Here is a 20,866-nt window from a genome sequence, read left to right as displayed (position 1 = left end):
GAACTTTCGTGTCGTACTGCAGATAAGCGCAGGTAAGAAGGTGTTACCCGCTGTCTACGGGCTGTCTTACGGGCGACGGATCGCGTCGGCCGCGGCCGTGGCGGCGGGCCCGGCTGCCAGCTCGGTCTCCAGGAGCTGCTTGCCGAGCAGCTCGGGGTCCGGCAGGTCCATCGGGTACTCGCCGTCGAAGCAGGCGCGGCAGAGGTTCGGCTTGGCGATGGTGGTCGCCTCGATCATGCCGTCGAGGGAGATGTACGCCAGGGAGTCGGCGCCGAGCGAGGTGCCGATCTCGTCGACCGTCATGCCGTTGGCGATGAGCTCGGCGCGGGTGGCGAAGTCGATGCCGAAGAAGCAGGGCCACTTCACGGGCGGCGAGGAGATCCGGATGTGGACCTCGGCGGCGCCCGCCTCGCGGAGCATCCGGACCAGGGCGCGCTGGGTGTTGCCGCGGACGATCGAGTCGTCGACGACCACCAGGCGCTTGCCCTTGATGACTTCCTTCAGCGGGTTCAGCTTCAGCCGGATGCCGAGCTGGCGGATCGTCTGGGAGGGCTGGATGAACGTACGTCCGACATAGGCGTTCTTCACCAGACCCGCACCGAACGGGATGCCCGAGGCCTCCGCGTAACCGATGGCGGCGGGGGTGCCGGACTCCGGGGTCGCTATGACCAGGTCGGCGTCGGCGGGGGCTTCCTTGGCGAGCTTGCGGCCCATCTCCACGCGGGAGAGGTACACGTTCCGGCCGGCGATGTCGGTGTCCGGGCGGGCCAGGTACACGTACTCGAAGACACAGCCCTTGGGCTTCGCGTCCGCGAATCGGGAGCTGCGCAGACCGTTCTCGTCGATGGCGATGAACTCGCCCGGCTCTATCTCGCGGACGAAGCTCGCGCCGCAGATGTCGAGGGCGGCGCCCTCGGAGGCGACGACCCAGCCGCGCTCCAGCCGGCCGAGGACCAGCGGGCGGATGCCCTGCGGGTCACGGGCGGCATACAGGGTGTGCTCGTTCATGAAGACCAGGGAGAAGGCGCCGCGGACCTGCGGGAGGACCTTCGGGGCGGCTTCTTCGACGGTCAGTGGCCGGCCGTCCTCGTCGACCTGGGCCGCGAGGAGCGCGGTGAGCAGGTCGGTGTCGTTGGTGGCCGCGACGCGGGGCGTACGGCCCTCCTGCTTGGGCAGGTCGGCGACCATCTCGGCGAGCTGGGCCGTGTTGACCAGGTTGCCGTTGTGGCCGAGCGCGATGGAGCCGTGCGCGGTGGCACGGAAGGTGGGCTGGGCGTTCTCCCAGATGGAGGCGCCGGTGGTCGAGTAGCGGGCGTGACCGACCGCGATGTGACCCTGGAGGGAACCGAGCGAGGTCTCGTCGAAGACCTGGGAAACGAGGCCCATGTCCTTGAAGACGAGGATCTGGGAGCCGTTGCTGACCGCGATACCCGCGGATTCCTGGCCCCGATGCTGGAGGGCGTAGAGCCCGAAGTAAGTGAGCTTCGCGACCTCTTCGCCCGGAGCCCAGACACCGAAGACGCCGCATGCGTCCTGGGGGCCTTTCTCGCCGGGGAGAAGGTCGTGGTTGAGTCGTCCGTCACCACGTGGCACACAACCGAGTGTAGGCGAGATCGCGCACCGGTCCGAATCCGGTGATCTCGCCCGACCCGGTTCCCGACTGCGGGCGGCCGCAGGTCACTTTGCGGCGACGGCACCGATGCCCGCGTTGTTTTCGCTGGTCAGCGTGATAGCGCGGTGATCGATCCGGTACTCCACCGTGCCCTTGAAGAGCTCCAGGAGGCTCCGTTCGGCGGCCATGAGTGAGTCGGAGCACATCTTGCGGGTGGTCCGCGGATTGCCGAGGGTGATCTTGTCCTCGCTCACCGTGGCCTTCGCCGACACCTCGTTGCAGCCGAGGCTTCCTTGGAGCGTTCCGGCCTTCTTGTCGAGGGTGAACCAGGCCTTGCCCTGGGCGGCCTCGGGGAGGGAGGTGGCGACGTCGTGGTCCATGAGGGAGTCGATCCGCCACTTCGTGCCGTACAGCTCGGCGGGCTTCTCCTCGCTCAGCTTCACGGTGTCGCCGTCGCCCGTGGTGAGCGTGAGCGTGCCGTCGGTGGTCTCGGCCGTGAACTTCCCGGCGTCGAGTGTGCGGGCGAAGCTCTCCTCGAACTTCATCGGGACGTCGCCGCAGGCCATCTCGGTGGACCGGGCGGTGTCGAAGTCGATGCCGTCGTCCTTGAAGGCGGCGGTCGAGCCGAAGGTGTTGCAGCCGTAGTTGCCGTCGACCTCGCCGTTGTCGGCGATCTTGAGGTACGCGCCGTCGGGGGCCTGTTCGGTCTTCCCGCCCACGGTGAGGCTGTCGACCTTCCAGCGGACCCCGGTGACCGAGGCCTTCGAGGTGTCCGAGCCGACGTTGCCGCTGCCGGAGTCGCCGGCCGACTCGGTGCCGCAGGCCGCGAGCAGCGGAAGCGGAAGCAGGGCCAGGGCGGTGAGGGTCAGTCGCTTGTCCATGGCGGTGGGACGGGTGGGGTGCATGGGTGGTTCCACCGGGTTTTCCTGGGTGGTGCCGCCGGGCTCTGCGGGAGCCGGGCTCAGCCCATGAGGGGCAGCAGCCCGCTCAGGTCCGCCCGTTCGCCGCTCGCGGAGACCTTCGCCTCGTCCAGGGCGCCGGCCCACCCCAGGCGGCCGGTCGCGAGGCGGATCCAGGTCAGCGGGTCGGTCTCGACGACGTTCGGCGGGGTGCCCCGGGTGTGCCTCGGCCCCTCCACGCACTGCACGACGGCGTACGGCGGGATCCGCACCTCCGTCGAACCGCCGGGCGCCCGCGCGGCGAGGGTGTCGGCGAGCAGCCGGACGCAGGTGGCGAGGGCGTGCCGGTCGTACGGGATGTCGAGGCCGGGGACGGCGGCGTTCAGGTCGTCGGTGTGGACGACGAGTTCGATGGTGCGGGTGAGCAGATAGTCGTCGAGCATCATGCCGCCGGCGCGGGTGTCGATGACCCGGTCCTTCGGGGTCACGGCGAGCGCGTCACCGATGCGCTGCCCGGCGCCGGCGTAGAGGGCGACGAGGTCGGGGTTGGCCTCGGCCAGGTGGTGGCTGCCCTCGGCGACGGCGTCGGCGTACGTGGCGGTCACGGAGGCGTAGTCGAGCGGGCCGAACTCGGCCTTGGCGGGCTCGTCCCGGCCGAGGGCACGGCTGACGCTCTCGACGGCCATGGTGAGGTGCGCGGCCAGGTCCCGCACGGTCCACTCCCCGAGCCGGGTCGGCAGCGCGAGCTGCTCGGCGGTGAGGGTGCCCACGGCCTCCCGTACGTTCCCGAACTGGGCCAGCACGGCCTTGCGGGTCTTGGCCGGGTCGTAGGTGCGGGGGCGTTTCTTGGCCGGGGGCATGGTGGGGAGCCTATTCCGAGGGGAGCGCGGCCGGGGTACTGATGGTGTGGACGGCGGGGTCGCCCTCCCGAGGAGGCCGGTGTCGTCCGGCAGGCCGCCGACGCATTCGGCGTACCAGTGGCAGGATCCCTTCGCCGACGCGGCTCCTTCAGCTGCGCGTCCGGTATCCACAGCCTGGGGAAAGAGGTGTGCTTCAGGGTCCTGACGGCGTTGGCCTCGCCGTCGCCGGGTTTCGTGCGGACGGTGAGCGCGAAGTGGCCGTACGAGGGGCCGAAGCCGGCGCCGGTCACTGACAACGAGACCACCCGGCTATCGGCGGGCTGTCACCGGATCGGCACCGTCCGTTCTCCGGGTGGACAGTGCGACGTGGTGTGACGTAAGTCTCCCTGATCGATCATTCGTTCCTCTTGGGGCGCATGCTCGATCAGGGGGACGAGAGGTGTTCGAGACCATCGCCGACTTCTTCGGCGGGCTGAGCAACGGACAGATGTGGGCGGGCGCCCTGGTGTGTGCCCTGTCCGCGAGCCTCGGGGCGTACTGGCTGGACAAGTACCAGGGTTGGCGGCGGATCAGCTGGAGCGAGGTCTACAACGGGCCCATCAACAAGCACATCAACAACCAGCCGCCGCCCGGCATGTGGGAGATCCACTGGCAGGGACGGCAGATCAGCGAGGGCAGTCTGGTCATCCTGGAGGTGCGCAACTCCGGGGTGCAGCCGCTGGAGCCGGAGCACTTCGCCGCTCCGCTGACCTTCCGGTTCGAGGGCAAGAAGGTCGTCCACTTCAAGGTGCGCGACGCCCACGAGCCCCTGGAGAGCGCCCTGCGCCCCTTCGTGCGCGCCGCCATCCAGCCCGAGCCGGCCGACGGCGACGACGCGCGGCAGCCCGTACCCGAGCCGACCGACACCATCACGCTGCCGCTGTTCACCCTCAACCGGGGCGAGCACTTCCGGCTGCTGGTGCTGGTCGAGGACGACGGCACCGGCACCACGAACAAGCCCAAGATCACCCACACCGGGAAGCTGCGGGGCGGCCGTATCAAGTGGAGCTTCGGGCGGGCCAGGCGCCGGTTGGCCACCGCCATCGTCATCCTCCTCGTGGCCTCCCTCAGCGTCGGCACCGGCGTCTACGCCAACAACAGAAGCCTCGCGCTGAACGCCACGTGCTCCCCGGGCACGCTCACCCTGACGGGCTCGACCGCCTTCTCGCCCCTGGCCCACCAGGTCAAGGAGGCGTACGAGGAGCGGTGCCCCGGGGCCAGGGTGGAGCTGCGGCCGAGCTCCAGCGAGGAGGGGCTGCGGGCGCTGGCGGAGCACCCGGCCGACGAGACCATCGCCATGGTCGACAGCGTGGCCGGGCAGAAGCCGGAGCAGGGCTACGACGCCCACCACGTCGGGGTCCTCGTCTTCGCGGTCGTGGCGAACGAGTCGCTCGGCAAGGACCTCACCAACGGCGAGTCCCTCTGGGACAAGGGCCTGAGCCAGGAGCAGCTCCGGCAGATCTTCTCCGGAGGCACGCTCGGCGACACCGAGGGCCGCCTCACCAGCACCCCCGTGGCGGTCATCCGCTCCAACGGGTCGGGCACCCGGAACGTCTTCGAGAACCGGGTCCTCGGCCCCGTTCCCGCCCTGTCCAGCGCCGACGCCTGCCCCCGCCCCGCGCCGGGCCAGGAGGACACCGGCAACGAGAACCCGCCCCGGATCTGCTGGGTGCGGTCCACGCTGGAACTGCTCGACTACGTCAACCGAACGCCGAACGCCATCGGGTACGCCGAGGCCGACGCCCTCCCCTTCTACCCCAACGTCCGCACGGTGCCGATCAACAGCACGGCCCCGACCCGCGAGAACGTCCTCAACGGCAACTACAAGTTCTGGGCCTCGGAGGTCCTCTACACCCAGCCGGGTGCCACGGGCCTCCCCCGCAACTTCCTCGACTTCCTGCGCAGCCGGGGCGTGTCCAAGCTGCTGGAGGGCCAGGGGTTCCTGCCGTGCCGGGATGTGGAGGACTCCCGGGACACCGCGATGAGGTGCTGAGCGGCACAAGGCCGCCGCTCCGGACCCACTAGGGAGCCCGGAGCGGCGGCCTTGAGGCGTCGTGCCGACCGGCGTTACGCCAGCAGCGCCGGGATCGTGCCCTCGTGGGCGGTGCGCAGCTCCTCCAGGGTGAGGGTGAACTCGCCCTGGACGTCGACCGAGTCGCCGTCGACGACACCGATACGGGTGGCCGGGAGGCCCCGGGCGCCGCACATGTCGTTGAAGCGGACCTCTTCGGAGCGGGGGACGGCGACGACCGCACGTCCCGCCGACTCCGACAGCAGGAAGGTGAACGCGTCCAGGCCGTCCGGGACGATCAGACGCGCGCCCTTGCCGCCGAGCAGGGCCGACTCCACGACCGCCTGGATCAGGCCGCCGTCGGAGAGGTCGTGCGCGGAGTCGATCATGCCGTCGCGGGAGGCGGAGATAAGGATCTCGGCCAGCAGGCGCTCACGCTCCAGGTCGACCTGCGGGGGCAGACCGCCCAGGTGGTCGTGGACGACCTGGGACCAGGCCGAGCCGCCGAACTCCTCACGGGTGTCGCCGAGGAGGTAGAGCAGCTGGCCCTCCTCCTGGAAGGCGACCGGCGTGCGCCGGGCGACGTCGTCGATGACGCCCAGGACCGCGACGACCGGGGTGGGGTGGATGGCCACCTCGCCCGTCTGGTTGTAGAGCGAGACGTTGCCGCCGGTCACCGGGGTGCCCAGCTGCTGGCAGGCGTCCGCGAGACCGCGTACGGCCTCGGCGAACTGCCACATGACCGCCGGGTCCTCGGGAGAGCCGAAGTTCAGGCAGTCGGAGACGGCGAGGGGCTTGGCGCCGGTGGTGGCGACATTGCGGTACGCCTCCGCCAGGGCCAGCTGGGCGCCGTGGTACGGGTCCAGCTTGGCGTAGCGGCCGTTGCCGTCCGTCGCGATGGCGACGCCGAGGCCGCTCTCCTCGTCGACGCGGATCATGCCGGAGTCCTCGGGCTGGGCGAGCACCGTGTTGCCCTGCACGAAGTGGTCGTACTGGCTGGTGATCCAGGACTTGGAGGCCTGGTTCGGGGAGGCCACCAGCTTCATGACCTGGTCACGAAGCTCGTCGCTGGTCGCGGGCCTCGGCAGCTTGTTCGCGTCGTCCGCCTGGAGCGCGTCCTGCCACTCGGGGCGGGCGTACGGGCGCTCGTAGACCGGGCCGTCGTGCGCGACCGTGCGCGGGTCGACGTCGACGATCTTGCCGCCGTGCCAGTAGATCTCCAGACGGTCGCCGTCGGTCACCTCACCGATGACCGTGGCGATGACGTCCCACTTGTCGCAGATCTCGAGGAACCGGTCGACCTTCTCCGGCTCGACGACCGCGCACATGCGTTCCTGCGACTCGCTCATGAGGATTTCCTCGGGCGAGAGGGTCGAGTCACGCAGGGGTACGTCGTCGAGGGTGACGAGCATGCCGCCCGAGCCGTTCGAGGCCAGCTCGGACGTGGCGCAGGACAACCCGGCCGCGCCGAGGTCCTGGATGCCGACGACCAGCTTCTCCTTGAACGCCTCCAGGGTGCACTCGATGAGGAGCTTCTCCTGGAAGGGGTCGCCGACCTGGACCGCGGGGCGCTTCGACGGCTTGGCGTCGTCGAAGGTCTCGGAGGCGAGGATCGAGGCGCCGCCGATGCCGTCGCCGCCGGTGCGGGCCCCGTAGAGGATGACCTTGTTGCCCGCGCCGGAGGCCTTCGCGAGGTGGATGTCCTCGTGCCGCATGACGCCGATGGCACCGGCGTTGACCAGCGGGTTCCCCTGGTAGCAGGAGTCGAAGACGACCTCGCCGCCGATGTTCGGCAGGCCCAGGCAGTTGCCGTAGCCACCGATGCCGGCGACGACACCGGGCAGGACGCGCTTGGTGTCCGGGTGGTCCGCGGCGCCGAAGCGCAGGGGGTCGACCACGGCGACCGGGCGCGCGCCCATCGCGATGATGTCGCGGACGATGCCGCCGACGCCCGTGGCCGCGCCCTGGTAGGGCTCGACGTACGAGGGGTGGTTGTGCGACTCGACCTTGAAGGTGACCGCGTAGCCCTGGCCGACGTCCACGACACCGGCGTTCTCACCGATGCCGACCAGCAGCGCGTCGCTCTGCGGGGCCTTCTCGCCGAACTGGCGGAGGTGGACCTTGGAGGACTTGTACGAGCAGTGCTCGGACCACATGACCGAGTACATGGCGAGCTCGGCACCGGTGGGCCGGCGGCCGAGGATCTCCACGACCCTCTCGTACTCGTCCTTCTTCAGGCCCAGTTCGGCCCAGGGCAGCTCGACGTCGGGGGTCGCGGCCGCGTGCTCGACCGTGTCCAGAGGCGTCCGGCTCATGCGTTGACCAGCTTCTTGAGGATCGAGGTGAAGAAGGGGAGGCCGTCGGTGCGGCCGGTGCCGATGAGCGGCTCCACGGCGTGCTCCGGGTGCGGCATGAGACCGACGACGTTGCCCGCCTCGTTCGTGATGCCGGCGATGTCGTTGAGCGAGCCGTTCGGATTGAAGTCGAGGTAGCGGAAAGCGACGCGGCCCTCGGCCTCCAGCTTGTCCAGCGTGTACGGGTCGGCCACGTAGCGGCCGTCCATGTTCTTCAGCGGGATGTGGATCTCCTGGCCGGCCTCGTAGTCGGCGGTCCAGGAGGTCTGCGCGTTCTCCACCCGCAGCTTCTGGTCACGGCAGATGAAGTGGAGGTGGTCGTTGCCGAGCATCCCGCCCGGGAGGAGGTGGGCCTCGGTGAGGATCTGGAAGCCGTTGCAGATGCCGAGGACCGGCAGTCCGGCCTTCGCCTGCTCGATGACCGTCTCCATCACCGGCGAGAAGCGCGCGATGGCACCGGCGCGCAGATAGTCGCCGTAGGAGAACCCGCCGCACAGCACCACGGCGTCCACCTGGTGGAGGTCCTTGTCCTTGTGCCAGAGAGCGACGGGTTCAGCACCGGCGAGCCTGATCGCACGCTGCGTGTCCCGGTCGTCGAGACTGCCGGGAAAGGTGACGACGCCAATACGAGCGGTCACTTTCCTGCCTCCGCGACTTCCTCGACCTTGACGGTGAAGTCCTCGATCACGGTGTTGGCGAGGAAGGATTCCGCCAGTTCGTGGATGCGGGCGAGCGCGGCGCCGTCCACCGGTCCGTCCACTTCCAGTTCGAATCGCTTTCCCTGACGTACGTCGGAGACACCCTCGAAACCGAGGCGCGGCAGCGCGCGCTGCACCGCCTGGCCCTGGGGGTCGAGGATCTCCGGCTTGAGCATGACGTCGACTACGACGCGTGCCACTGGCACTCCCGGTGTGTGGTGCTGAGCAGGTTCCTTCAGACTACCCGTACAGAATTTCTACGCGAGTAGATTCGTAGGAAACTACAGGGATTCCCCGTGACGGCGGTCACGATCCGGTATCGAGTGATCACCCTCGCGAAAACTTCTGGGAAAGATCCCGGATCCCTATTGCGCGAGGGACACGCGGGCGGATTAAGTCTGTCTTCACATTCCAATGCCGGGCACTGTACAAATGAATTGGCAATAGCCGATACTTTGCCCAAATAACAGCCGGACAGCCGACATCTTCCTGACGTCAGGGCACGTCAACGGAGAGATGTCGCACGAAGGGACCGATATTCGTGGCGCAGCGTGTCGTGGTCACTCTCTCCGACGACATCGACGGCTCGGAAGCGGCGGAAACGATCGCCTTCGGACTAGACGGCAAGTCGTACGAGATCGACCTGAACGAAGCCAATGCCAAGCAGCTGCGTAAGGCGCTCGCGCCCTACGTGGAGGCCGGCCGCAAGCGGTCGAAGTCGGGCAAGGCGTACAAGCAGACCCAGATCGCCCCGGACCCGGCGGCCGTCCGCGCCTGGGCCCAGGCCAACAAGATGGAGGTCCCCGCACGCGGCCGGATCCCCAAGAAGGTCTACGAGGCGTTCGCCGAGGCGCAGTAGGCGCCCTCAGGCCGGCCGGTTCTCAGGGTTCGTCAGCGAGCCCCGAGGACGGTCGACTCGAGCCCCGGGGACAACCGACTTGCGTTGCACCCCGGCGGATCAGCTAGAGTCTGGAGCACGCCGAGGGGCAAGGCCGAAAGGCCCGGCTCACCGGAGTCACGCGGGTGTAGTTCAGTAGCAGAACATCCCTCTTCCAGAGGGAAGGCGCAGTGTGCAATTCCTGTCACCCGCTCTGGATCACTTACCGACCACTGTTGTGGATGAGGTAAAGTAGTCCTAGCGCCGATCGGTGAGAGCCGGTCGGAGGCAATGCGGACGTAGCTCAGTTGGTAGAGCGCAACCTTGCCAAGGTTGAGGTCGCCAGTTCGAACCTGGTCGTCCGCTCGTGAAAGAAGACCCCGGTCCAGTGGACCGGGGTCTTCTTCGTGTTCCCCTGCCGTATCCCGCGTCATCTCGCGTCATCCCGCTTCTGACATTTGTCATGTCGAGTGATGACACCGCGCACTGCTGTCCGGCCCGTGGCGCCGAGACGCTGAAGGCATGAAGACGAACGGGCACGAGGGCGTGAACACTCACGATCACGAGAACGTGATCGAGGTCACCGACCTGCGGCGCGTGTACGGGGGCGGTTTCGAGGCCGTACGGGGGATCACCTTCTCCGTGGGCCGGGGAGAACTCTTCGCGCTCCTGGGCACCAACGGCGCGGGCAAGACATCGACGGTCGAGCTGCTGGAGGGACTCGCGCCGCCGTCCGGCGGCCGGGTGCGGGTCCTCGGGCACGACCCCTACGGGGAGCGCGCGGCCGTACGCCCCCGGATCGGCGTGATGCTCCAGGAGGGCGGCTTCCCCTCCGAGCTGACCGTCGCCGAGACGGTACGGATGTGGGCCGGCTGCACCAGCGGGGCCCGGCCCGTCGGGGAGGCACTGGAGATCGTCGGGCTCGGGCGGCGGGCCGGCATCCGGGTCAAGCAGTTGTCCGGCGGTGAGAAGCGGCGCCTCGACCTGGCGCTCGCGCTCCTCGGGCGGCCCGAGGTCCTCTTCCTGGACGAGCCGACGACCGGGCTCGACGCGGAGGGCCGCCAGGACACCTGGGAGCTGGTACGGGAGTTGCGCGACGGGGGGACGACCGTGCTGCTCACCACGCACTACCTGGAGGAGGCGGAGGACCTGGCCGACCGGCTCGCCATCCTCCACGAGGGCACGGTCGCGGCGACCGGCACCCCGGCCGAGGTGACCGCCTCCCAGCCGTCCCGCATCTCGTTCGAGCTGCCCGCCGGGTACTTCCTGGGCGACCTGCCGCCGCTCGGCGAGTTGGGCGTCACCGGGCACGAGGAGGACGGGCGCACGGTGGTGCTGCGCACGAAGGAACTCCAGCGGGCGGCCACCGGGCTGCTGCTGTGGGCCGAGCGGGCGCGGGTCGAGCTGGCGCGGCTGGAGGTCCGGTCGGCCTCCCTGGAGGAGGCGTTCCTGCGGATCGCCCGGGAGACGGCCGCCAAGTCGCGGGAGAAGGAGCCGGTCTCATGAGCACCCTCACCCACACCGGTCGTACGGACCTGAAGAGCGGTACGACCCTCAAGAGCCGGATGACCGCCCTCGCCCGCGCCGAGCTGACCCTGCTCGGCCGCAGCCGGGCCACGCTGTTCACGGCGCTGTTCGTGCCGTTGCTGCTGCCGCTCACCGTGCGTCAGGCGGCCGACGGGATGGACCTCGCGAAGGCGGGGCTGAGCGTCGGGACCGTCATGCTCCCCGCCGCGATCGGCTTCTCGCTGCTCTTCGCGATCTACACCGCCCTGACCAACGTCTACGTCGTACGCCGTGAGGAACTCGTCCTGAAGCGGCTGCGGACCGGTGAGCTGCGCGACCCGGAGATCCTGGTCGGGGCCGCGCTGCCCTCCGTGGGGATCGGGCTCGCGCAGTGTGTGCTGATGGCGATCGGCTGCACGGTCCTGCTCGACGTCGGCGCCCCGCCCGCGCCCCATCTGGCCGTGCTGGGCGTGCTGTTGGGCGTCGTGATGTGCGTGGCGCTGGCGGCGGTCACCGCGAGCTTCAGCCGTACAGCCGAGAGCGCGCAGGTCACCAGCCTGCCGGTGATGTTCGTGTCGCTGCTCGGATCGGGCATCACCGTCCCGCTCGAAGTGCTGCCGGACCGCCTGGCGTCCGTCTGCGAACTGCTGCCGCTCAGCCCCGTCATCACGCTGGTGCGCGGCGGCTGGACCGGCGACCTGAGCGCGTACGACGCCCTGGGCGCCGTCGCCACCGCGCTGGCCTGGACCGTGCTCGCGGTGTTTGCTGTACGACGGTGGTTCCGCTGGGAACCGCGCCGATGAGGGGAGTTGGGCCATGCGGGGGCCGGGGCCATGGTGGCGGGGGAAGAGCACACCGGCCAAGGTGGAGACGTATACGCGGTGGTCGTTCCACTCGTTCGCGGTGATCGAGGTCTTCGCGTTCGGGCTGCCGCTGCTCAGCAGGGTGCCGCTGCCGCACTCGGGCTGGCTGTTCGTGCTGGTGTGCGCCCACGGGGTGCTCGGCGCGACGACCGGGGCGCGGGCACTCGACTGGGTGCGAGGCACCCGCGAGCAGCCCCTGCGGCTGATGTGGGCGCTGGGCGTGGTCAGCGTGCTGCTCGGCAGCGTCGCGTTCGTCCTCGCCGACCGCGGGAAGGCCGACGACACCGCCACCGTGCTGGGCTCGATGTTCGCCGGTGTGATGACGTTCGGCCTCGGCCTCATCACACTCGGCATCCGCAGCCGACGGCGCGTGCTGTACCTGATCGCGGGCTTCGCGGGCGGCTCCGGAGCGCTGGCCCTCGCCCTGGGCGCACGCCCTGCCCACGCGCTGGCCACGTCGGTCGCGGTGCTGGCCGGCACCTCGTTCTTCGCCTTCACCTCCGTCTTCTCCGTCTGGCTTGTCAGGGCCGTCTACGAACTCGACGCCGCCCGCGAGACCCGTGCCCGGCTGGCCGTCGCCGAGGAACGGCTCCGGTTCGGGCGCGACCTGCATGACGTGATCGGCCGCAACCTCGCGGTCATCGCCCTGAAGAGCGAGCTGGCCGTCCAGCTGGCCCGCCGGGAACGGCCCGAGGCCGTCGAGCAGATGATCGAGGTCCAGCGGATCGCGCAGGAGTCGCAGCGCGAGGTGCGCGAGGTCGTACGGGGCTATCGCGAGGCCGACCTCGCAGTCGAACTCTCCGGTGCGCAGGGTGTGTTGGAGGCGGCCGGCATCGGCTGCTCGGTCGACGGGGAGGACACCGCCGGGCTGCCCGGCGAGGTGCAGTCCGCGCTCGCCTGGGTGGTGCGGGAAGGGACGACGAACGTGCTGCGGCACGGGAACGCGGGGCAGTGCTCGGTGGTGTTGAGGGTGACGGAGGGGCAGGTGGTGCTGACCGTGGAGAACGACGGGATACGGGCAGTCGGGGACGGGGACGGAGAGGGGACCGGGGACGTCGGGCGTTCCGTCGGCGCCGGGTCCGGGCTCGCCGGGCTGCGGGAGCGGCTGACGGTCGTGGACGGGACGCTGGAGGCGGGGCCGGTGGGCGGGGACGCGTTCCGGGTGGTGGCCCGGGTGCCGCTGGCCTCGGGGGGCTCGGCGTCGGCGGGGGGCTCGGCGTCGGCGGGCTCGAGATCGGGATCGGGATTGGGCAAGGCTTCGGGATCGGCTTCGGGATCGGCTTCGGGATCGGCTTCGGGGGGCGCGGCGGCTGTGGCCGGCTCGGCGGTCGTACGAGGGGGCGCGTCATGACGGCCGTACCGGAGGCAGTGGCGGGGGCGGGGCGGCCCGTGCGGCTGTTGCTCGCCGATGACGAGCATCTGATCCGGGGGGCGCTGGCCGCGTTGCTGGCGTTGGAGGACGACCTGATGGTGGTCGCGGAGGCGGCGAGCGGGCCGGAGGCGCTGGCGATGGCGCTGGCGCACGAGCCGGATGTGGCGGTGCTGGATCTCCAGATGCCGGGGGCAGACGGTGTGAAGGTCGCCACATCCCTGCGGGCCGAACTGCCCGGCTGCCGGGTGCTGATCGTCACCGGACACGGGCGGCCGGGGCATCTGAAGCGGGCGCTTGAGGCGGGTGTGCGGGGGTTCGTCCCCAAGACCGTCAGCGCGCAGCGGCTCGCGGAGATCATCCGGACCGTACACGCGGGGAACCGTTATGTGGACCCGGAGTTGGCGGCCGACGCGATCTCCTCCGGGGACTCGCCGCTGACCGCCCGGGAGGCCGAGGTCCTCGAATTCGCCGCCGACGGGGCACCCGTCGCGGAGATCGCCGAGCGGGCCGCGCTGTCCCAGGGAACCGTACGGAACTACCTGTCCTCCGCCGTCTCCAAGCTGGGCGTGGAGAACCGGCACGCGGCGGTGCGGTTCGCACGGGAGCGAGGTTGGGTATAGTAGGCCTCGCGCCACGGCGCAGCGCGGACGTAGCTCAGTTGGTAGAGCGCAACCTTGCCAAGGTTGAGGTCGCCAGTTCGAACCTGGTCGTCCGCTCGTGAAAGAAGGCCCCGGTCCATCGGACCGGGGCCTTCTTCGTGGTGCATGGCCTTACGACCAGCTCGTTCCGGTCAGGCGCTCGTACGCCTCCACGTACTTGGCGCGGGTCGCGGCGACGATCTCGTCCGGGAGCGGCGGCGGGGGCTGCTCGCTCCCGCGGTCCCAGCCGGAGGCCTCCGAGGTCAGCCAGTCGCGGACGAACTGCTTGTCGAAGGACGGCTGGGCACGGCCCGGCTCCCACAGATCAGCCGGCCAGAAGCGGGAGGAGTCCGGGGTGAGGACCTCGTCGGCGAGGACGAGGGAGTCGTTCTCGTAGCCGAACTCGAACTTGGTGTCGGCCAGGATGATGCCCCGGTCACGGGCGATGTCCCGGGCTCGGCTGTACACGGCCAGGGTCGCCTGGCGCAGGTGGGCGGCGGTCTCCGCGCCGACCTGGCGGGCGACCTCCTCGTACGACACGTTCTCGTCGTGCTCGCCGACGGCGGCCTTGGTGGCCGGGGTGAAGATCGGCGCCGGCAGCTCCGAGCCGTCGACCAGGCCCTCGGGGAGGGCGAGACCGCAGACGGTACGGGTCTGCTCGTACTCGGCGAGGCCCGAGCCGGTGAGGTAGCCGCGGGCCACGGCCTCCACCGGGATCATCTTGAGCGACTTGCAGACGAGCGTGCGGCCCGCCCAGTCGGCGGGGGCGCCCGGTGGGAGTTCGGTGCTCAGGACGTGGTTCGGGACCAGGTCGACGAGCTGGTCGAACCACCAGAGGGACAGCTGCGTGAGGACGCGCCCCTTGTCGGGGATCTCCGTCGGCAGCACCCAGTCGAACGCGGACGTTCGGTCGCTGGCGACCATCACGAGGTCGCCCGCCTCGTTCTGGTACAGGTCGCGCACCTTGCCGGTGTGCAGATGCACCAGGCCCGGAACCTGAAGAGGCTCGGGCTTTTCTACGAATCCGGACACGGTTCCTCCCCGTGGTGATGTCCAAGTGGCTCGATTGTCCCGTATCCGGACGACCGATCTCGGCCAGGGGTTGGGGTGTGTGCGCTCAGTCCCGTTTGCAGATGCGGTCCAGAAGGTTTGCTGTGGCGCGCTGGACGCGGGTGTCGACGTGGCCCGGGCGGTCCAGAGCCGGGGACCAGGCGAACGTTCCGGATGCGAAGACCCAGGCGCCGGAGGGGGCCCGGTAGAGGGAGGTCTCCTGGTGGCGGACGACGTCGTCGGCGTCCCGGTACGGGGAGTGGGCGAGGAGTATGCGGCCCTGGTGCTCGGGGAGCGGGGTGCGCGGGAAGTAGCGGTCGGCCTCGCCCGCGACCATGCCTTCCAGCTCGTCGTTCTCGTGGGCGCCGGTCGCGTCCCAGAGCCAGTGGTCGGCGTTGCGCACGACCAGGGGGTGGGGTTCGGGGACCCGGCCCTCGTACTGGATGCCCATCAACTGCTGCTCGGGGCGGTCGATTTCGCGCCACAGTGCGGGTTTTCCGGGGCCCCGGCGTTTTCGGCAGGTGAGGAGGCGGTCGGGGACACCGGACGGGGACGGGCTCAGCTCCACCTGCCAGTACATGGTGTTGGAGGAGAGGAAGACGAGGGAGGTGCCGGTGTCGCGGGCGAGCTCGGTGGTGCGGCGCATCCGCGGGGACCAGTACTCGTCGTGGCCCGGGAAGACCAGGCCCCGGTAGCGGGAGGGGTCGACGCGGCCGGAGTGCAGATCGCGGGCGTCGGCGTAGGCGAGGTCGTAGCCGTAGCGCTCGGCCCAGCGGATGAAGTCGTAGGCGTGGCCGACGTGGAGGGGGAGGCCGGCGCCGGCGTACGGGCGGTCGAAGGAGACGGTCGTCGCCGCGTCGGACTCACCGAGCAGCCGGCCGTCCTCGTCCCAGGCGTGGTAGAGGCTGGCGCCCGTGCGGCCGTCCTCCGGGTACAGGTTGTACGCCTGCCAGGTGATGTCCGGGAGCAGGAGCAGCAGGTCGGCCTGGCGGTCGTCGCGGATGGTGAACGGCACGTGGGAGCGGTAACCGTCGGCGGTGGTGAGGACCGCCACGTACGCGCCGACGTTCCAGTAGCTCGGGATCTGCAGCCGCCAGGAGAGCCACCAGTGGTGGCAGGAGACCGTGCGGTCGGCGGTGAGGGGTGGCGGCTGGACGATGCCGGAGAGGCGGGGGCTGGTGGTGATCTTCGCCGCGCCGTCGCCGCTGTAGTGGCCGACGCGGTAGATGTCGACGCCGAATTCCTGGGGCGGGTCCACGGTGATGTGGAAGTCGATGGACTCGCCGGGGGCGGCGACGCCGGTCGCCGTGAATCCCTTGATCTGCCGGTGCACGTCGTCGGCGGAGCGCGGGCCCGGTGGGGTGCGGGGGGCGGGGATGTGGGTGCGGGTGCGGGTGCCTTTGGTGGGTGCGTCGGGCTCCGGCGGGGCTGGGTCCACGTACCAGGGGACCACCTGGCCGGTGTCGTCGAAGTACGTCACATTGCCCCGTAGCCAGGGGACCGGGCCCTGGCCGAAGGGGTCCGTCACGGCGTGGGCGAGTGCGCCCGATTCCCAACGGCGGATGTGATGGTGCTCCGAGCCCATGAGTTCTCCCCTCCCTCGTCCCCCGCCAGCTGTCGCAAGCCCTTGCTACGTACGCGATCGGTTCCCAGCACATCACATTACGCACGCACTCCGTCACCGTTCGTTGTGAATTGGTGGGAGTGGAACGGGGGGGTCCGGATGGGGAGTCGGGGAGTGGGGGTGGGTGGGGGCGCGGTGGGGGGTCGTGGTGGGTGCTGTGGGCGGTGTCGGCTGGGTGGTCGGTGGGGTTGGCCGCGTGGGGGGGGCGGGCGGTGTGGGTTGAGGCCGTGGTCGGTCCCCGGGGGGGGCGGACCACGTGGGGTGAGGCCGTGGTCGGTTGGGCTCAGACCAGGCGGACCGGTTTCTCCGGGCGGACGCCGAGGCGGCGGAGCCAGTCGCGAAGGGGGGCGGGGTCGCCGTCCTCCAGCAGGGTGAGGACCCGGGGGGTGAGGTCGGCTGCCCGTTCGCCGTTGACGAGGAGGGAGGGGCCGTCCAGCCAGTCGAGGCCCGGGGTGGCGCCCGCCGTGTCCATCGCCGCGCAGCAGACCATCGCGGTGACGTGCTCCGCCAGCAGCTCGCGGCCCGTACGGGGCGGCTGCATCGGGAACAGCGGCAGCAGCCCGTCGTCCCACAGGGCCCGGTCCGGGCCTTGCGCTTCGGCTCCACCGGGCCCTGTGGCTACGGCCACCGGGGCCGCCGCCTCCTCCCGCGCCAACTCGGCGGTCAGGGCGGCGGCGAGGGCGGATGACTGCGCGTTGGCGAGGCCGGGTTCGTCCTCGTCGTCGGGGTGGTCGTCGACGTGGCCCTCGGCGTCGGCGTCGGCGTCCCGGTGGGATATGTGGTGCCCGTCTGGTTCGTGGGCGGGGTGGTGCTCGTGGTCGTGGGCGTGGGCGGCTTCGGGGTGCGGCTCACGGTCGTGGGTGGCTCCGGCGTCCGGCCCGCGCCCGGCGACGGCATCAGTGTCCGGGGATCGCTTGGCGGCGTCAGCGCCAGCGGCTCGCTCGCCGACGACTTCAGGGCGCGACTCACCCCCACCAGCAGCCCCATCACCCGAGGCGCGCTCAGCGACGGCACCAGCGCCCATGGCTCGCTCACCGACCGCTTCAGGGCGCGACTCACGCCCGCTGGCGGCTCCGGCGTCCAGCTCACGCCCGCCGATGGCTCCAGCGTGCGGCTCACGCCCGCCGGCGGCTCCGGCGTCCCGCTCACGCCCCCCGGCGGCTCCAGCATCCCGCTCACGTTCGCCGGCATCAGCGTGCGGCTCTCGACCGTCGGTGGCCTCGGGGGCGTGGGTGGTGGGGGAGGCTGTCAGGTGGTCCAGTACTCGGGACAGCGTGGGGCCGCCGGGGGCCGGGCCGGTCGGGTCCGTGCCTGTGCTGCCTGGTGTGTGGCGGACGCCCAGCGCGTCGAGGACGCGGTGGAGGCGGGACGCGTCGGTGCGCCATTTGCGGTCGACGACCTCGTCCGGGTACTCCTGCCAGTTGACCGGGGCCCAGTCGGGCCCGGACTCGGCGGGGCCGCCGTGGAAGAGGCGGGCGGCGAGGAGGGACGCGGCCTCGTCGATCGTGCCGGGCTCTTCCAGGAGATCGCAGGCGGGGCGCTCGCCGAGCCGGGAGGCGAAGCCCTCGGCGAGGCGGTCGCGGCGGGACAGCTCCGTGAGCGCGGCGACGACACCCGCGTCCAGGCGGGACGGCCAGCGACCCATCCGCCAGGCGGGCAGCGCCACCCGGGTCAGGAGGCGGTCCCAGCCCGCGTAGGCCAGGCCGACCTGCTCCTGGGCGACGATCCGCAGCCCGTAGTCCACAGCCTGTGCACGCTCGGCCGCCGCGGCGGCGACCCCGCGCTCCATCTCGGCCGCGTGCCCTCGGCAGCCGCGCAGGAGCAGCCGGGTCACCCAGCCGACACCGGCCAGCACGGTCCGGACGAACGGACCACGCGTCGGTGCCGAGCTGACGGCCACGGCGGCGTCCAGCCCGCGTACGAAACGGCGGGCCGCGGCTATGTCCGGGTGCGCCGACGGTCCCGTACCCGCGACGACCGGTGCCAGCACCGCCCGGAGCTCACCGACCCGCATCCACCACAGGAACGGTGAACCGATGACGAGCACGGGGGCGGTGGGCGCGCGGTGCCGCCCCGGCGAGGACAGTCCGGACGGCGGTCCGGGCGACGCCGATCCGCGTGCGTCGGCCATCTCGTCGCCCCTGTCGCCGGTGGCACCGCCGGCGCGACTGTCGGCTTCGTGGGTCGAGGACGGGGCGGGCGGCGCGTGGGACGGGTGGGTGCGGTCCTCCAGCCAGCTGTCGCAGTCCGGGGTGAGCGCTATCGCGGAGGGCGGCGGGACGTCGAGGCGGTCGGCCAGGTCCCGGACCAGGCGGTACAGATCGGGCGCGGCCTCCTCGGTGATCGAGACCGTGGGGCTCACGGCGGGCCGGGCACGGGCGACGACGAGCGCGATGCCGGCGGCGGCGAGCAGCACGCCGGCGGCGAGGCCGGACACGATCCAGCTCGCCACGGACCAGCCAGAGCCGGTCAGATGGCCGGTGGACCCGCCGACCAGCAGGACGACGGCGACGGCCGCGGGCAGCAACGCCACGGCCAGGGCCCTGCTGCGGACGCGCAGCACGGCGAGGGCCCGGGAACGCGCGGCCTGCGCGCCCGCCTCCTCACCACCTGCCATACCGGTCACGACCCGACGTCACCCCCTGCTGTCCCGTGCGGCGCCCACCGCGACGACTGCTCGTCACCGTGGTCGCCGCCGAATGCCCTGTCGTTGCTCACTCCCCCACTGTGGCACCCACCACTGACATCGCAATGCCGGTGGGCCAAGTGCCGGAACACTTGCGCCGCACCCTAGTTGGGGCCCCGGCCGTCGTCAGCCGGATAGGCCATCGCTCACTCGATGGAATGGCTTTGGGGAGAGGTGAATGACGCTGGGCAAGGATGGGGCCCCGGCTTCCGGCGGATTTTCCAGGGGTATCTGGGGTGTCCGAGGGATTCCGGAGCCTGGGGTTCGTACCCGTTGATGATGCTTCGCAAGCGGATGTCGCGAAGGGGACGGATGCGTGCGGAAGGGCGTGGAGGGGCGTGGAAGGTCACGGGCGCGCGGCGGGGGCGACGGGCTGCCGAGCGCACCCTGTTCGGCCGCCGTCAGCCGGTCGGGGCGGGGTTGGCGACTGCCGGTCAGTGCACCGACCGGCACCGGTCAGCACGCCTCGGTGGCCGCCCCCACCAGCCATCACGCCTCGATTGCCGCCTTCGCCGCGATGTCCGAGCGGTGCTGGGAGCCGTCGAGGTTGATGCGGGCGACGGCGGTGTACGCGCGGTCGCGGGCCTGGGTGAGGTCCTTGCCGGTGGCGGTGACGGAGAGGACGCGGCCACCGGCGCTGACGACGTCGTCGCCGACGCGCTTGGTGCCGGCGTGCAGGACGTACGCGTGCGGGGCGTCCACGGCGGCGACCTCGTCGAGGCCGGTGATGGGGTCGCCGGTGCGCGGGGTGCCGGGGTAGTTGTGCGAGGCCACGACCACGGTGACGGCCGCGTCATCGCTCCAACGGAGGGGTTCGAGGTCGGCGAGGGTGCCGTTCGCGGCGGCGAGCAGGACGCCGGCCAGCGGGGTCTTCAGGCGGGCCAGGACGACCTGGGTCTCCGGGTCGCCGAACCGCGCGTTGAACTCGATCACCCGTACGCCTCGGCCGGTGATCGCCAGACCCGCGTAGAGCAGACCGGAGAACGGGGTGCCCCGGCGCCGCATCTCGTCGACGGTCGGCTGCAGCACGGTCTGCAGGACCTCGTCGACCAGCTTCGGGTCGGCCCACGGGAGCGGCGAGTACGCGCCCATGCCGCCGGTGTTGGGGCCCTCGTCGCCGTCCAGCGCGCGCTTGAAGTCCTGCGCGGGCTGGAGCGGGAGGACGGTCACGCCGTCGGTGATCGCGAAGAGGGAGACCTCGGGGCCGTCCAGGAACTCCTCGATGACGACCCGGCCGCAGGCGAGCGCGTGCTCACGGGCCTGGGCGAGGTCCGACGTCACGACGACGCCCTTGCCGGCCGCGAGCCCGTCGTCCTTCACGACGTACGGCGCACCGAACGCGTCCAGGGCCTCGTCGACCTCGTCGTGGGTGGTGCAGACGTACGACCGCGCTGTGGGTACGCCGGCGCCGGCCATGACCTCCTTGGCGAAAGCCTTGGAGCCCTCCAGCTGCGCGGCCTCCCCTGAGGGGCCGAACACCGGGATGCCCGCCTCGCGCACGGCGTCGGCGACACCGGCCACCAGCGGGGCCTCCGGCCCCACGACCACCAGGCCGACCTCCAGCCGGGTGGCCAGCGCGGCCACGGCGGCGCCGTCCAGCGCGTCGACCGAGTGCAGCTCGGCCACCTCCGCGATGCCCGCGTTGCCGGGCGCGCAGTGGAGTGCGGTGACATCGGGGTCGAGGGACAGCGAACGGCACAGCGCGTGCTCACGAGCACCGGTACCAATGACGAGGACCTTCACGGGGTCAGCCTAACCGGAGGGGGCGGGGGGCTTT

General features: G+C 71.0%; 16 protein-coding genes and 3 tRNA genes. 9 read left to right on the top strand and 10 right to left on the bottom strand.

Going from position 1 to position 20,866, the window contains the following annotated elements:
* Window positions 1-66: 66 nt before the first annotated feature.
* The 3 genes from purF to JIX56_RS24560 form a co-directional block, all read right to left on the bottom strand.
* A complete protein-coding gene (gene purF / locus JIX56_RS24570; protein ID WP_257543590.1) occupies window positions 67-1,593 on the bottom strand; it encodes an amidophosphoribosyltransferase in 1,527 nt (508 codons plus the stop codon).
* An 84-nt stretch (window positions 1,594-1,677) separates the two neighbouring features.
* Window positions 1,678-2,493 carry an META domain-containing protein gene (locus tag JIX56_RS24565; protein ID WP_257551085.1) on the bottom strand — a complete coding sequence of 272 codons (816 nt, stop codon included), beginning with the start codon at window positions 2,491-2,493 and terminating at the stop codon, window positions 1,678-1,680.
* A gap of 80 nt (window positions 2,494-2,573) precedes the next feature.
* Window positions 2,574-3,371 carry a maleylpyruvate isomerase family mycothiol-dependent enzyme gene (locus tag JIX56_RS24560; protein ID WP_257543588.1) on the bottom strand — a complete coding sequence of 266 codons (798 nt, stop codon included), beginning with the start codon at window positions 3,369-3,371 and terminating at the stop codon, window positions 2,574-2,576.
* A 439-nt stretch (window positions 3,372-3,810) separates the two neighbouring features.
* Between JIX56_RS24560 and JIX56_RS24555 the strand changes: the two genes are divergently transcribed.
* Complete coding sequence (locus JIX56_RS24555; RefSeq protein ID WP_257543586.1) at window positions 3,811-5,403, top strand: substrate-binding domain-containing protein; 1,593 nt, start codon at window positions 3,811-3,813, stop codon at window positions 5,401-5,403.
* Between the two features lie 74 nt (window positions 5,404-5,477).
* On the opposite strand, the gene purL is transcribed toward JIX56_RS24555, so the two are convergent.
* Genes purL through purS form a run of 3 tightly spaced genes read right to left on the bottom strand, consistent with a single transcriptional unit; the run spans window position 5,478 to window position 8,673 of the window.
* Entirely contained in the window at window positions 5,478-7,736 is a 2,259-nt protein-coding gene (gene purL, locus JIX56_RS24550) for a phosphoribosylformylglycinamidine synthase subunit PurL (protein WP_257543584.1), read from the bottom strand.
* Window positions 7,733-8,413, bottom strand: coding sequence for a phosphoribosylformylglycinamidine synthase subunit PurQ (gene purQ / locus JIX56_RS24545; protein WP_257543582.1), 681 nt, complete (start codon window positions 8,411-8,413; stop codon window positions 7,733-7,735). The genes purL and purQ overlap by 4 nt, the downstream gene beginning before the upstream one ends.
* A complete protein-coding gene (purS, locus tag JIX56_RS24540; RefSeq protein WP_257543581.1) occupies window positions 8,410-8,673 on the bottom strand; it encodes a phosphoribosylformylglycinamidine synthase subunit PurS in 264 nt (87 codons plus the stop codon). Before purS ends, purQ begins: the two co-directional genes overlap by 4 nt.
* Before the next feature lie 341 nt (window positions 8,674-9,014).
* Between purS and JIX56_RS24535 the strand changes: the two genes are divergently transcribed.
* The 8 genes from JIX56_RS24535 to JIX56_RS24500 all read left to right on the top strand — a co-directional run bounded on the left by JIX56_RS24535 (window position 9,015) and on the right by JIX56_RS24500 (window position 13,807).
* Window positions 9,015-9,332, top strand: a complete 318-nt coding sequence (locus JIX56_RS24535) for a histone-like nucleoid-structuring protein Lsr2 (RefSeq protein WP_257543579.1) — start codon at window positions 9,015-9,017, stop codon at window positions 9,330-9,332.
* A 160-nt stretch (window positions 9,333-9,492) separates the two neighbouring features.
* Window positions 9,493-9,564: transfer RNA gene (locus tag JIX56_RS24530), tRNA-Gly, on the top strand.
* A 79-nt stretch (window positions 9,565-9,643) separates the two neighbouring features.
* A tRNA-Gly gene (locus JIX56_RS24525) sits at window positions 9,644-9,716 on the top strand.
* Window positions 9,717-9,872: 156 nt separating this feature from the next.
* Entirely contained in the window at window positions 9,873-10,856 is a 984-nt protein-coding gene (locus JIX56_RS24520; RefSeq protein ID WP_257543577.1) for an ABC transporter ATP-binding protein, read from the top strand.
* Window positions 10,853-11,659 (top strand): ABC transporter permease, encoded by an 807-nt coding sequence (locus JIX56_RS24515; protein WP_257543576.1) that lies wholly within the window; start codon window positions 10,853-10,855, stop codon window positions 11,657-11,659. Before JIX56_RS24520 ends, JIX56_RS24515 begins: the two co-directional genes overlap by 4 nt.
* A gap of 13 nt (window positions 11,660-11,672) precedes the next feature.
* Window positions 11,673-13,070 carry a sensor histidine kinase gene (locus tag JIX56_RS24510; protein ID WP_257543574.1) on the top strand — a complete coding sequence of 466 codons (1,398 nt, stop codon included), beginning with the start codon at window positions 11,673-11,675 and terminating at the stop codon, window positions 13,068-13,070.
* A complete protein-coding gene (locus JIX56_RS24505) occupies window positions 13,067-13,711 on the top strand; it encodes a response regulator transcription factor (protein WP_257543572.1) in 645 nt (214 codons plus the stop codon). The genes JIX56_RS24510 and JIX56_RS24505 overlap by 4 nt, the downstream gene beginning before the upstream one ends.
* 23 nt (window positions 13,712-13,734) lie before the next feature.
* A tRNA-Gly gene (locus JIX56_RS24500) sits at window positions 13,735-13,807 on the top strand.
* A 54-nt stretch (window positions 13,808-13,861) separates the two neighbouring features.
* On the opposite strand, the gene JIX56_RS24495 is transcribed toward JIX56_RS24500, so the two are convergent.
* From JIX56_RS24495 to purD, 4 genes are all read right to left on the bottom strand, one after another.
* The gene (locus tag JIX56_RS24495) at window positions 13,862-14,761 is read right to left on the bottom strand and encodes a phosphoribosylaminoimidazolesuccinocarboxamide synthase (protein ID WP_257543570.1); all 900 of its coding nucleotides are present in this window, start codon (window positions 14,759-14,761) and stop codon (window positions 13,862-13,864) included.
* An 85-nt stretch (window positions 14,762-14,846) separates the two neighbouring features.
* Window positions 14,847-16,364, bottom strand: coding sequence for a N,N-dimethylformamidase beta subunit family domain-containing protein (locus JIX56_RS24490; RefSeq protein WP_257543568.1), 1,518 nt, complete (start codon window positions 16,362-16,364; stop codon window positions 14,847-14,849).
* A gap of 322 nt (window positions 16,365-16,686) precedes the next feature.
* Complete coding sequence (locus JIX56_RS24485; RefSeq protein ID WP_257551084.1) at window positions 16,687-19,020, bottom strand: hypothetical protein; 2,334 nt, start codon at window positions 19,018-19,020, stop codon at window positions 16,687-16,689.
* 558 nt (window positions 19,021-19,578) lie between these two features.
* The gene (gene purD / locus JIX56_RS24480) at window positions 19,579-20,832 is read right to left on the bottom strand and encodes a phosphoribosylamine--glycine ligase (protein ID WP_257543566.1); all 1,254 of its coding nucleotides are present in this window, start codon (window positions 20,830-20,832) and stop codon (window positions 19,579-19,581) included.
* Between the last annotated feature and the right edge of the window lie 34 nt (window positions 20,833-20,866).

It is taken from the genome of Streptomyces sp. CA-210063 (assembly GCF_024612015.1).
Classification (GTDB): Bacteria; Actinomycetota; Actinomycetes; order Streptomycetales; family Streptomycetaceae; genus Streptomyces.
Note: the sequence above shows the minus strand (reverse complement) of the source record. Positions and strands in the feature narration are given on the sequence as shown.

Excerpts from the sequence above, each read along its gene's own strand:
- JIX56_RS24565 (WP_257551085.1), bottom strand. The coding sequence starts at position 2,493 with ATGGACAAGCGACTGACCCTCACCGCCCTGGCCCTGCTTCCGCTTCCG.
- JIX56_RS24560 (WP_257543588.1), bottom strand. The coding sequence starts at position 3,371 with ATGCCCCCGGCCAAGAAACGCCCCCGCACCTACGACCCGGCCAAGACC.
- purL (WP_257543584.1), bottom strand. The coding sequence starts at position 7,736 with ATGAGCCGGACGCCTCTGGACACGGTCGAGCACGCGGCCGCGACCCCC.
- JIX56_RS24520 (WP_257543577.1), top strand. The coding sequence starts at position 9,873 with ATGAAGACGAACGGGCACGAGGGCGTGAACACTCACGATCACGAGAAC.
- JIX56_RS24515 (WP_257543576.1), top strand. The coding sequence starts at position 10,853 with ATGAGCACCCTCACCCACACCGGTCGTACGGACCTGAAGAGCGGTACG.
- JIX56_RS24510 (WP_257543574.1), top strand. The coding sequence starts at position 11,673 with ATGCGGGGGCCGGGGCCATGGTGGCGGGGGAAGAGCACACCGGCCAAG.
- JIX56_RS24505 (WP_257543572.1), top strand. The coding sequence starts at position 13,067 with ATGACGGCCGTACCGGAGGCAGTGGCGGGGGCGGGGCGGCCCGTGCGG.
- JIX56_RS24490 (WP_257543568.1), bottom strand. The coding sequence starts at position 16,364 with ATGGGCTCGGAGCACCATCACATCCGCCGTTGGGAATCGGGCGCACTC.
- JIX56_RS24485 (WP_257551084.1), bottom strand. The coding sequence starts at position 19,020 with ATGGCAGGTGGTGAGGAGGCGGGCGCGCAGGCCGCGCGTTCCCGGGCC.